This window comes from Chitinophaga varians, assembly GCF_012641275.1.
Taxonomy (GTDB): Bacteria; Bacteroidota; Bacteroidia; order Chitinophagales; family Chitinophagaceae; genus Chitinophaga; species Chitinophaga varians_A.
In genome coordinates this window covers 2122801-2134317 of the sequence record NZ_JABAIA010000001.1, presented here as the reverse complement: position 1 = coordinate 2134317, position 11517 = coordinate 2122801, and the positions used below count along the sequence as shown (strand labels likewise).

At 51.3% G+C, this 11517-nt stretch carries 9 protein-coding genes; 4 read left to right on the top strand and 5 right to left on the bottom strand.

All coding sequences use genetic code 11. The annotated features are described in order from the left end of the window. Positions 1–3: 3 nt before the first annotated feature. The 5 genes from HGH92_RS08670 to HGH92_RS08650 form a co-directional block, all read right to left on the bottom strand. Entirely contained in the window at positions 4–741 is a 738-nt protein-coding gene (locus tag HGH92_RS08670) for a ThuA domain-containing protein (protein WP_168870333.1), read from the bottom strand. A 105-nt stretch (positions 742–846) separates the two neighbouring features. Next, on the bottom strand, positions 847–1569 hold the full coding sequence (locus HGH92_RS08665; protein ID WP_168870332.1) for a DUF1080 domain-containing protein: 723 nt from the start codon (positions 1567–1569) through the stop codon (positions 847–849). A gap of 31 nt (positions 1570–1600) precedes the next feature. Continuing rightward, positions 1601–2014, bottom strand: coding sequence for a c-type cytochrome (locus HGH92_RS08660; RefSeq protein WP_168870331.1), 414 nt, complete (start codon positions 2012–2014; stop codon positions 1601–1603). A 181-nt stretch (positions 2015–2195) separates the two neighbouring features. Further along, positions 2196–3251 carry a sugar phosphate isomerase/epimerase family protein gene (locus HGH92_RS08655; protein WP_168870330.1) on the bottom strand — a complete coding sequence of 352 codons (1056 nt, stop codon included), beginning with the start codon at positions 3249–3251 and terminating at the stop codon, positions 2196–2198. A 27-nt stretch (positions 3252–3278) separates the two neighbouring features. Then, the gene (locus tag HGH92_RS08650) at positions 3279–4442 is read right to left on the bottom strand and encodes a Gfo/Idh/MocA family protein (protein ID WP_168870329.1); all 1164 of its coding nucleotides are present in this window, start codon (positions 4440–4442) and stop codon (positions 3279–3281) included. Positions 4443–4922: 480 nt separating this feature from the next. Between HGH92_RS08650 and HGH92_RS08645 the strand changes: the two genes are divergently transcribed. From HGH92_RS08645 to HGH92_RS08630, 4 genes are all read left to right on the top strand, one after another. Then, the gene (locus HGH92_RS08645; RefSeq protein ID WP_168870328.1) at positions 4923–5522 is read left to right on the top strand and encodes an RNA polymerase sigma-70 factor; all 600 of its coding nucleotides are present in this window, start codon (positions 4923–4925) and stop codon (positions 5520–5522) included. A gap of 93 nt (positions 5523–5615) precedes the next feature. Then, positions 5616–6608: a FecR family protein gene (locus HGH92_RS08640; protein WP_168870327.1), complete on the top strand. Its 993-nt coding sequence runs from the start codon at positions 5616–5618 to the stop codon at positions 6606–6608. Positions 6609–6667: 59 nt separating this feature from the next. After that, positions 6668–10063 (top strand): SusC/RagA family TonB-linked outer membrane protein, encoded by a 3396-nt coding sequence (locus HGH92_RS08635; protein WP_168870326.1) that lies wholly within the window; start codon positions 6668–6670, stop codon positions 10061–10063. A 19-nt stretch (positions 10064–10082) separates the two neighbouring features. Continuing rightward, on the top strand, positions 10083–11516 hold the full coding sequence (locus HGH92_RS08630; RefSeq protein WP_168870325.1) for a RagB/SusD family nutrient uptake outer membrane protein: 1434 nt from the start codon (positions 10083–10085) through the stop codon (positions 11514–11516). Position 11517: the final 1 nt, after the last annotated feature.

The following is an 11517-nucleotide window of genomic DNA, read 5'->3' as shown; positions in this document are numbered from 1 at the left end:
TATTTAGTTAGCATTTTTAATGCCCATGGTATACTGAATGCCACCCAGCAGGTGTTGCAGGTATACAGGGTCCTGATATGATTCTTTGGTATGGCCCATTTCGGTATAGAAAGCACGGCCGCCTTCAAAGTCGTGGTACCAGCACATGGGGTGATTATCCCCGTTTTTGCCGCCTTCATAGGTGGATTCATCTATTTTGACCAGCACGTGCACGTCCGGGTTAAGGTCTTTGAAGTTATACCATTCGTCTTTGCGGACCCATTCATCCGGCAGATGGCGGGTGGCGGGATGGTTGTGGTCTGTTACGCGGAGGGTGGCCTGTTGTTGTTTCGGGTGACTGAGAAACCAGGCGCCGGCCAGTTTGTTATACCATGGCCAGTCGTATTCCGTATCCGTGGCTGCGTGGATGCCCATCCAGCCGCCGCCTTTGTGGATATACTGCTGGAAGGCCACCTGCTGGGCACTGTCCAGTACGTCGCCGGTGGTGCAACTGAAGATCACGGCGGCATATTTTTTCAGGTTAGCGGCAGTGAAGGCCGAGGCGTCTTCGGTGGTGTCCACATCGAAGCCGTTGTCTTTGCCCAGTTGCATGATAGCGGCTTTGGCAACGGGGATACAGTCGTGGCGGAAGCCTTTTGTTTTTGAAAAGACCAGTACTTTTCTGGCCTTGTGTTTTTTACTGGCCTGCGCACAAAGGGAGGCAGCCAGCAATAGCGCAATAAAAGCGGTGAATGTTCTCATGTTCGTGGTAATTGTAGCATCCAAAAGCAAAAGACGCAGGGCAGGGAAAAAGGAACTTCTTCTTTGCTGCCTTGCGCCTTTGTCAAAAAAAATATCTGAAAAAGATTACAGCGCCTTCAGTTTGATATTACGGTACCATACTTTGTTGCCGTGGTCCTGGAGAGCGATGTGACCTTTGGCGTATTTGCCAAAGCCTTTCCAGTCTTTAAATTTACTGTTGGCCACCAGCGCGTCCCATTCAGGAGTGCCCATGGTTGTTTCCACGGTTTTTATGCCGTTGAGCCAGAGGCTCAGATGACCATCTTTTTTCACAATTTTGGCGGTGTTCCACTGACCTACGGGTTTAACCGCTTTCTGTGAGGATTTCACGAGGTCGTAGAGGTCGCCGGCGTTGTGTTTGTTGATTTTGCCATCCGGGTGTTTATCATCGTCGAGCACCTGCATTTCAGGGCCGGTGAGATAAGTAGCTTTGAATTCAGGATCTTCATGTACGCTGAAGATGACGCCGCTGTTGCCGCCTTCTGAAATTTTCCAGTCGATGCTCAGCTCATAGTTTTCGTATTCGCCGTTGGTAACGAGGTCACCGCCGGGGGCGCCGTTTTTCTTGGCGTCCACATCAAATTTGAGTGCGCCGTCCGCCACTTTCCAGGCGGGGCTGGCTGCATCTTGCAGGTAGGTATGCCATCCGTTGGTGGTTTTACCATCAAACAGCAGTTGCCATCCTTCCTTTTTCTCTTTGGCAGAGAGGCTATTTACTTTCTGTGCCTTTACCGCTGTGGCGCCGGTGATAGCACCCAGCATAAAGGCTCCGATGATGATTTTTTTCATTTACTATGATTGAATGATGATGGAAAAGCCATTATTTTCCGATGGACAGGATGTACTGTACCATTTCTTTCGCATCTTCTTTTGAAACGTTAGGATGTGGGAGCATGGCCACTTCACCCCAGTTGCCGGAACCGCCTTTGATGATTTTGTCTGCCAGTTTATCCACATTTTCAGGAGTGTTGGGATATTTGCCGGCGATGTCTTTCAATGCGGGCCCGATCACTTTGATTTCTTCTTTGTGGCAGGTTTTGCAATCGCTTTGTGCCATCAGTTGCTCTCCTTTGCTGGCTGGTTTGTCTGCGCCCGGAGACACCATGGAGTTGTCCACGGCATTGTTTTCCTGGGTGGTTTTAGTAGTTTCTTGTTCCGCTTTTTTATCACCTCCGCCGCAAGCTGCAAAAAACAGCGCGCTGAATACAAACGGTGCCAGATACCTCTTTTTCATTGTGTGATTTTTTTATTTTGTTATTTGTTTACTTGATCGGTGTTTGTTGTTTGTTTTTTCCGTCTGTGTGTTATTTTTTCGGTGGATGAATATGTTTTGTTTATTCATCCGATAGCTTTCCCTATTGATCTTGACCTGTCTCACCAAGTCAAAATATCTAAATAACTAAATTCGAAAATTCCTAAATGCCTAATACCCTTTTGTTGAACGCGTCATCGGTAGCGGCACCGGCGAAGTCGTCGAACGCTTTTTCGGTCACGCGGATGATGTGGTCCTTGATAAACGGCGCGCCTTCGCGGGCACCGTCTTCCGGGTGTTTCATGCAGCATTCCCATTCCATAACGGCCCAACCGGCAAAATCGTATTGGGTGAGCTTACTGAACACGGATTTAAAGTCCACCTGTCCGTCGCCGAGGGAGCGGAACCTGCCGGGACGGTCTATCCAGGCCTGGTATCCGCCGTATACGCCGGAGCGGCCGGTAGGATTAAATTCCGCGTCTTTTACGTGGAAGGCTTTTATTCTCTCGTGGTAAATATCGATATATTCCAGGTAGTTGAGGCATTGTAGCACGAAGTGGCTGGGATCGTACAGGAGGCATGCCCGGGCGTGGTTGCCGGTAGCTTCGAGGAAACGTTCGTAGCTGGCGCCGTCGTGGAGGTCTTCGCCGGGATGTATTTCGTAGCATACGTCCACGCCGTTGGCGTCGAATTCGTTGAGGATCGGCAGCCAGCGTTTGGCCAGTTCAGCGAAACCAGCTTCCACCAGTCCTGCCGGCCGTTGTGGCCAGGGGTACATGGCGGGCGCCCACAGCAGTGCGCCGCTGAAAGTGGCGTGCGCATTGAGGCCGAGGTTGCGGCTGGCTTTGGCAGCGTATTTCAGCTGGTTTACGGCCCACTCGGTGCGGGCCTGTATATTGTTGTGGTACTGTGCCGGCGCGAAACCGTCGAACATCTCCGTGAAAGCGGGGTTAACGGCTACCAGCTGGCCCTGCAGGTGGGTGCTCAGCTCTGTGATTTCCAGGCCTGCGGCGTTGACAATACCTTTTATTTCGTCTGCGTAGGTTTTGCTTTCGGCGGCCTTTTGCAGGTCTATCAGGCGTGGGTCCCAGCTGGGGATCTGTACGCCTTTGAAGCCGATGGACGCAGCCCATTCGCAGATGGATTTCAGACTGTTGAACGGCGCTGCGTCTCCCATGAACTGCGCCAGGAATATACCAGGACCTTTGATCGTTTTCATATAGTCGTACTTGTTAGGGGTGGTATATTAAATGTCAAAATTTGTCCATTTGGCATCGCTTTGTGAAGAGCGTACCACATTATCGATGAACGCCATGCCACGCACGCCGTCTGCCACGCTGGGGAAGTCGAGCGACTCCGGTGACGGCTGTACGCCGTCGATTTTGGCAGAGAGGGTCTGTGCGAAGTTGCGGTACAGGTTACCGAATGCTTCCAGGTATCCTTCCGGATGACCGCCCGGCGTGCGGGTATTGTGGGTCATGTAGCTGGACTGGAAGGTGTAACCACCGCCGGCACGATAAATTTCTGTCGGCTTATCGAGCCATTTCACCAGCAGGGTGTTGGGTTCGTGTTGAGCCCATTCGAGGCCACCTTTTTCTCCGTATATGCGGATTTTCAGTGCGTTTTCCTCACCGGCAGCTACCTGGGAGGCCATCAGCACGCCCGCAGCGCCGTTATCGAAGCGCAGCAGCACGGCCCCGTCATCATCGAGGGCGCGGCCTGGTACCATAATGTTCAGGTCGGCGCACAGTTTTTCAATTTTAGCGCCGCTGATATATTCAGCCAGGTTGGCGGCGTGAGTGCCGATATCGCCCATGGCGCCAGCCTTACCGGATTTTTTGGGATCTGTTCTCCAGGCTGCCTGTGCATTGCCTTCCCGCTCGCTCATTTTGCTGAGCCATCCCTGTGGGTATTCTACCCATACCTTGCGGATTTTGCCCAGTGCGCCGTCTTTCACCATCTGGCGTGCCTGTTTTACCATCGGGTAGCCGGTGTAGGTGTGAGTGAGCAGCAGGGTGAGACCGGTGGCTTCCACCTTGGCCTGCAATTGTTTGGCTTCTTCCAGGGAGAAAGTGATCGGTTTTTCGATCACCACGTTGAAGCCCAGGTCCAGCGCCATCATGGCGGGTTCAAAGTGAGCGAAGTTTGGGGTGACGATGGTCACGAAATCGAGACGCTTGTCGGCCGGCATAGCGGCTTCTTTCTGAAGCATGGTCTTGAAATCCAGGTAGGTGCGTTCCGGATCGAGGAACAGCATTTTGCCGGATTCTACGGCCACTTCATTGTTGATGCTGAGCGCACCGGCTACCAGCTCTATCAGGCCGTCCATATTGGCGGCAATACGGTGAATAGCGCCAATAAAGGCATCCTTTCCACCGCCGATCATTCCCATTCTTAACTTACGGTTCATCTTCAAAATATTATTTAGGTTTCGTGGTTTTAGTTTTCAAATCGCGTTGTGCCTGGGCTGTGCCGGATCAAAAGGCAAGATAGCAGCCATAGACAATATTCGGTTACCGTCCATAACATTTAATCTGCGTGCATGTTTTCCGGAGCGGCCTATAGCGGAGAAAATCATAACAACCGGCTGAAGCAGCGGTCATCGTGGCATTCCCGGCTATCCCTGGTCGGAGTGGAAAACGGCAGTGCTCCGGAGGAGAGCCCTGACATTGCAATCACGGGCAAACAGCGCTCGGGCTGTATCTTGTTCGTCATAACGTGGAAATTTATAATTTAATAATAACGGCTTAAAAGCCACTAAATTTATAAAAAGTATTTGCATATTTTTATCTTTTGGCCGTCAGAACGCCAATTTTTTTGAAAATTTCCTTTTCGCCCTGTAATGGGTTATCTTAGCTCCCACTTATGCCTTTCTGACGTTTATTTTTTTATGATTAGCGGGTTATACAGCGAAGAGGTGTTGCAGGGCTTGCAAGCCAGAGACCGTGCGGTATTTGCCCGGGTATATGAACATTTTTATCCCCTCCTCTTTGCAACGGCCCGGAAATACCTGGGAGAACGGGAACAGGCGGAGGAAGCGGTCCAGGATGTATTTCTCCGTTTATGGGAGAAGGATTTTGCCCTGGAACATGCAGCTGCGCTGAAAAGTTATCTTTTCCGCGCTGTTATCAATCAGTGTATCAATCATCTGCAGCGTAACCGGCTGCTGGAAACACACCACAATACCATCAGGCATTTACAGGAAGAAAGTTACCTCTGCACTTTCCTGGAAGAACAGGAACTGCGGGAACGGATACACGCTGCCGTGGAACGTTTGCCGGAACAATGCCGGCGCATCTTCAAACTAAGCCGCTACCAGGGGCTGAAGAACGCGGAAATCGCCCATGAACTGCAATTGTCTGTCAAAACAGTGGAAAACCAGATGACCATCGCGCTCCGGCAGCTCAAAGCCGCCTTACTGGACCCGCCAGACAGGCCCATACTGGCCGCGGACCGTTTAAAGCTGCTACTGTGGCTGCTGCCGGTCTGAAAAATCTCAAAATCTCAAAATTTTTAAATTCTTTTTAGGGGTAGGCTTTTGCTGATTTGTCTCAGCTTAAAAGCGCATTCTTTTTTTCGTAAGATGACCAAACCAACCGATCATTATTCTTTTATCCTTTTGTGCCTGCAATCGCCGGAAGACAAGGCATTACAGGCACAACTGGAATCGTGGCTGTCGGCCGGTGCCACGCACCGGGAACTGTACGCACAGGTACGCCTGTTGTGGGAACAGGCGCCACATGCCGCTTTTTTTGAAGAGTCAGATGCACCTGCCGCCACCGCCAGGTTCCTGCAGCTGCTGGACCAGGCGAAGGCCGCTGTCCCGGCAGTGACACTTAACACGGTCCGCCGCCGGCGCTGGTGGCCTGCTGCGGCCGCAGTACTGCTGATCGCCGTGGCTGCCGGATGGTGGCAGTACTCACGCACCCGCATACAGTGGATCGCCAAAACCACCACCAACCGTCCCGATTCTGTGTTGCTGGCAGACGGCTCTAAAATCTACCTGAACAAACAGGCCTCCATCAGATACCCCGCTGCATTCAAAGGCAGGGAAAGACAAGTGGAGCTGACAGCCGGGGAAGCCTTTTTTGATATTGTCACTAATCCTGTGCATCCCTTTACTGTCGTGAGCGGCCCGGCACAGATCCATGTGCTGGGTACCTCCTTCAATGTAAAGGCGGCCAATACCACCATACAGGTATATGTGCTCACCGGCAGCGTGGCCGTGGCACATCAGCAACATTCCCTCCGTTTGCGGGCCGGCCAGGGCGCCTCCTGCAATACCCGCACCGGGGAAATAAAAGTGGACTCCTCTGCCGGTAACAACCAGCTGGCATGGCGTACCCGGGAGCTGCAGTTTACAGACACCTCCCTGCAGGCTGTCTGCGAATCCCTGTCCAATGCCTACGGCGTTACCATCGTACTCGACCCGGGCATCAGCAAAGAACGTAAGCTCAATGCCAATTTCAGCAACAAAACTTTACCGGAGATATTACAAACACTGACTGCTTTATATGATTATCATTTTGAACAACTGAACGACACGATATATGTGCACTTGCCCGTAAAGAAATAGCGCATAGAACCATCATTACCAACCAAAATGCTTTAGCCACCAGCTAAAACGCCTTAGCCATGAGTAAAAATTATCTACGGTACATCACCCGTTGCGGCACCCGTATGTACTGCCCCCTGGCAATGGCTGCCATTCTCCTGTCGGCCTCGCCGGCAAGAGCACAGGATACTTCCCCGCTGAACCGGAAAGTGACTGTGAAAGCCAATAACCAACCTATAGCTGTTGTACTGTCAGAAATCGAAAAACAAACCAATCTGAACTTTGTGTACGACGGCAGCCAGATCAACAGGGCCCAGGCTGTCACCATCCGGGCCAGCGACGCGGCCTTAAAGCAGGTACTGCACGATATTTTTAATGACGACGTACAGTATACGGTCGTTGGTAACCAGGTGATCGTGAAAAGCGCGCCTGCCCGTGTAGCCGCCGCCGTGATCATAAGCCATGCCGGTCAGCAGGACCAGAGCATCCGCGTCCGCGGCTCCGTGTCGCTGCGCGACAGCAAAGGACACCTGCAACAGATACCCGGCGTCACCATCCGGGTGAAAGGCAAAGCACACGGTACGCACACCGATGCAGCCGGGAAATTTGACATCACTGTCAGTCCCAGAGACATACTGGTAGTCAGCTTCGTAGGTTACAAAACCGTGGAGATGCCGGTGAACGGCGCTTCCAATATCATTCTTGATGAAGATGCGTCAAAGATCAAAGAGGTCGTGGTAACGGGCATCTATGAACGAACAAAAGAAAGTTTCACCGGTTCTGCGTCCACCTATACGGCCAAAGAACTGAAACAAATCGGTAACCAGAACATCGTGCAGAGCCTCCGTTCCCTCGATCCTTCTTTTACCGTATTCGAAAATAACCTGATGGGCTCTAACCCCAACGTGATGCCCAACCTGGAAATACGCGGCAAAACCAGCGTACTCGGACTAAAAGAGCAGTTTGGTACCGATCCTAACCAACCACTGTTTATCCTCGATGGCTTCGAGACGAGTCTGCGTACCATTGTAGACCTGGACATCAACCGCGTGGAAAGCGTGACCATCCTGAAAGATGCGGCTTCTACCGCTATATACGGGTCCAAAGCGGCCAACGGCGTCATCGTTATCGAAACCAAAAAACCAAAACCTGGTGAGCTGCGGGTATACTATACCACTGACAACAGCGTCACCATTCCCGACCTGCATGATTATAACCTGATGAACGCTGCTGAAAAGCTCGAATTTGAACGGGTGTCAGGGAGGTTTAAAGTGCTGCAGGGCTGGGAAAATGACCAAATATTGCAGAAAGAGCTGGAACAGGCCTACAGCGACCGGCTGGCAGAAATTCAGCGTGGTGTGAACACCTACTGGCTCAGTGAACCGCTGCGCACCGGCTTTACTACCGGGCATTCCCTGTACGTGGAAGGTGGCGACAATCAGATGAGGTACAGCGCCGGCGCCAACTACAAAAAAATCGCCGGTGCCATGAAAGGCTCCGGCCGCGATATCGGGGGCGCTAATGTGAAGCTGGTATACCGCAAGCATAAATTCAGCTTTAACAATAATCTCAGCATTAACTTTTTCACCGCGAAAGAATCGCCTTATGGATCTTTCCAGGCCTTTGCACAGGCCAGTCCGTACTATCGCAAACGTGATCAGGACGGTACCCTGCAACCTTACCTGGAGAGAAGGACCAAAGCCGCCGGTGGTGTGGACACAACCACCAATCCGCTGTGGAACGCTTCCCTGGGCAATTTTGACGTAACACGCAATTTCAGTGTGGTGAACAATTTTATGGCGGAATGGGAAATGGACCAGGACCTCAGGGTGAGAGGCCGCCTGGGGATCACCAGGGAGGATGGTAAACAGGAAATATTTACCGATGCCCGTCATACCACCTTTGCTAAAAAGGTGCCTACCGAAAGAGGCAGCTATACCGGCAACCAGACAGCTGTCTTCAATTACGATGGTGAACTGACCGCTATCTACGGTAAACTGATCAATAACCGCCATCAGATCAATGCCGTGGGCGGCTGGAAATTCCAGCAGTTCCGTAATACCGGTGAAGGCTATACGGTGATTGGCCTGCCGCCAGGCGTTTCTTCACCTGCTTTCGCGGCCGGTTATCCGCCCAACGGTAAATCTTCTTCTTCAGAATCCACTACCCGCAGCACCAGCGCTTATCTCAACGCCGGCTATATGCTGGACGGGAAATACATGGTGGACGTGAATTACCGCCTCGACGGCTCTTCCGTATTCGGTTCCAACAACTTCTTTACCACTTCCTGGTCGGTCGGCCTTTCCTGGAACCTGCACAAGGAAGCCGCGCTGCGGGAAATCAGCTGGATCACCTTCCTGAAGTTACGTGGCTCCGTTGGTACGCCGGGCAATCAGAACTTTTCCACCTACCAGTCATTTACCACTTACAGATACAACACCTATACCGTGAATGATTTCGGTGTAGGCGCCGTGATCGACGCATTTGGCAATCCGGACCTGTTGTGGCAGAAAACCATGGACAAAAATATAGGCGCCGACGTTATCCTTTTTAACAACCGCCTGCGGTTCAACGCTGATGTGTATAACCGTATTACCGACCCGCTGGTAGCGCAAATCAGCCTGCCCACGTCTGTAGGTACTAAAACTTACCTGACCAATCTGGGTAAGCAGGTAGGTAACGGTTATAACTTCATGCTCAGCGTATCGCCCTGGTACAAGCCGCAGGAGCGCATTAACTGGAGCATCAACTTCTCCGCCAAACATGAAAATGCCCGTTATGATAACATGGCCAACCGGCTGGACGTGCTTAATAAGGAGAACCGCACTAAAAACCTGGAGCGCTACTATGACGGTGGCAGTCCCACTGCGATATGGGCCGTACGTTCTGCCGGTATCGATCCTGGCACCGGAAGAGAAGTGCTGATCAAAAAAGATGGTTCACTGACTTTCAATTATGACGCAGCAGATGAAGTGGTGGTAGGCGATGCCCGTCCCGGACTGGAAGGAATTATCGGTACCAACCTCGCATACAAAGGGTTTACAGTAGGTGTTTACCTGCGTTACCGCACGGGGGCCGATGTATTCAACGAGGCGTTGTACAACAAAGTGGAAAATATCAACTCCAGGGATATTTTGCTGAACCAGGACCGCCGCGCTTTGTACGACCGCTGGAGACAGCCGGGCGACATTGCCAAATTCAGAAGTATTTCGCTGACACAGAACAATGATGCCATCGCAGCCAACATTCCGCCGATGACTTCCCGCTTTGTACAACGGGAAAACACACTGGCGGGAGAGTCTATCAATTTGGGATATGAATTGCCCAACCAGGTGGTGAGAAACTGGCGGATGTCCTACCTGCGGCTAAATGCCTATATGAACGATATCTTCCGCTTATCTACCATCAAAAGGGAACGCGGTATAGATTATCCATTTGCCAATACGGTTTCTTTCTCGGTAAGTGCCGGATTTTAATCATTAAAACGAAAGAAAAATGAAAAAGCGTGTATTCCTCAGCGTTATCATACTCGTCATCATTACCGGGACTTCCTGCAAAAAATGGCTGGATGTGAAACCCCGGGACAAAGTTATTGAAAACGTATTGCTCGAAAGCGAACCTGGTTTCCTGACGGCGCTCAATGGCATATACCTGGAACTGTCGTCTGATGAGACTTATGGCGGTCAGATGACCATGCAGATGACGGAGGTGCTCGGGCAACGATATAACATCGCCGGTGGACATAACCTCTATAAGCTGGCCACCTATCAATATACAGATCCTCAGATACAATCCCTGTTTAGCACTAACTGGTCGTCTATGTACAAGGTAGTGGCAAACATCAATAAAATCCTGTCGGTCATCGACCAGAAAAAAGAGGTGTTCAACGGCAAACATTATGCATGGATAAAAGGAGAAGCACTGGCGCTGCGGGCACTGGTCCATTTCGACCTGTTTCGCCTGTACGGTCCGGTATACCTGCAGGATTCTATGGCCCTCAGCTTGCCCTACTACACTGCTTTTACCACCAGCTATGAACCTTATGCCAAAGGCAATGCGTTCATTGGAAAAGTACTGGCCGATCTGGACGCAGCAGAATCATTGCTTGCTGACGATCCTGTATCGCAGGGCTATACGGTGCTAAAGGATGAGAATCCCGAGGGCACAGCCTGGAGCTTCCGTAATATACGCATGAACTACTACGCTGTAAAAGGATTAAAAGCACGGGTAAGCCTATACCGGAATGATAAAATCAGTGCGCTGAAATACGCCACGGACGTAATCAATGGTGGCGGGGCCATATTTCCGTTTGTAAGGCTCAACGATGCTATCGGTGATCCCCGTAATCCTGACCGTGTCTTCGCCAGTGAGTTGCTGTTCAGTATACAGGACAGCCGTCGTACTGACAGGTACAGGCGTTACTTTGATCCCTCACTGGACGATAAAGCCATCCTCACGGCGGTCCAGGGCCGCCTGACTACGGAGTTCGAAAGCAATACCAATGATATCCGCTATGGTAATACCTGGCTGGTGCCTGGTTCCAACCAGAAAAGTTACCGCTGTTTCTTTAAATATGCTGATGTGGAAAACAGCGGCCTCCGTTTCCGTAACCTGATACCGGTAATTCGGCTTTCCGAAATGTATTTTATCGCAGCAGAGTGCGCGCCGGCGCCGGCGGCAGGTATCGGATATCTGAACACCGTACGCCGCAACCGCGGTATTGTTGATTTGGGCGGCAATGCCAATCTCATCACTGAATTACTGAAAGAGTATAAACGTGAGTTCTATGGAGAAGGACAAATGTTCTTTTACTACAAACGTACTGCTACTGCCAGCGTGCCCGGTGGTACCGGTAGCGGCACGGTGGCCATGACGAAAGAAAAATATGTGCTGCCTGTTCCTCTGGACGAATCCCAATTCAGAAACTAAT

Coding starts and splice junctions, on each gene's coding strand:
- HGH92_RS08670 (WP_168870333.1), bottom strand. CDS start 741: ATGAGAACATTCACCGCTTTTATTGCGCTATTGCTGGCTGCCTCCCTT.
- HGH92_RS08665 (WP_168870332.1), bottom strand. CDS start 1,569: ATGAAAAAAATCATCATCGGAGCCTTTATGCTGGGTGCTATCACCGGC.
- HGH92_RS08660 (WP_168870331.1), bottom strand. CDS start 2,014: ATGAAAAAGAGGTATCTGGCACCGTTTGTATTCAGCGCGCTGTTTTTT.
- HGH92_RS08655 (WP_168870330.1), bottom strand. CDS start 3,251: ATGAAAACGATCAAAGGTCCTGGTATATTCCTGGCGCAGTTCATGGGA.
- HGH92_RS08650 (WP_168870329.1), bottom strand. CDS start 4,442: ATGAACCGTAAGTTAAGAATGGGAATGATCGGCGGTGGAAAGGATGCC.
- HGH92_RS08645 (WP_168870328.1), top strand. CDS start 4,923: ATGATTAGCGGGTTATACAGCGAAGAGGTGTTGCAGGGCTTGCAAGCC.
- HGH92_RS08640 (WP_168870327.1), top strand. CDS start 5,616: ATGACCAAACCAACCGATCATTATTCTTTTATCCTTTTGTGCCTGCAA.
- HGH92_RS08635 (WP_168870326.1), top strand. CDS start 6,668: ATGAGTAAAAATTATCTACGGTACATCACCCGTTGCGGCACCCGTATG.
- HGH92_RS08630 (WP_168870325.1), top strand. CDS start 10,083: ATGAAAAAGCGTGTATTCCTCAGCGTTATCATACTCGTCATCATTACC.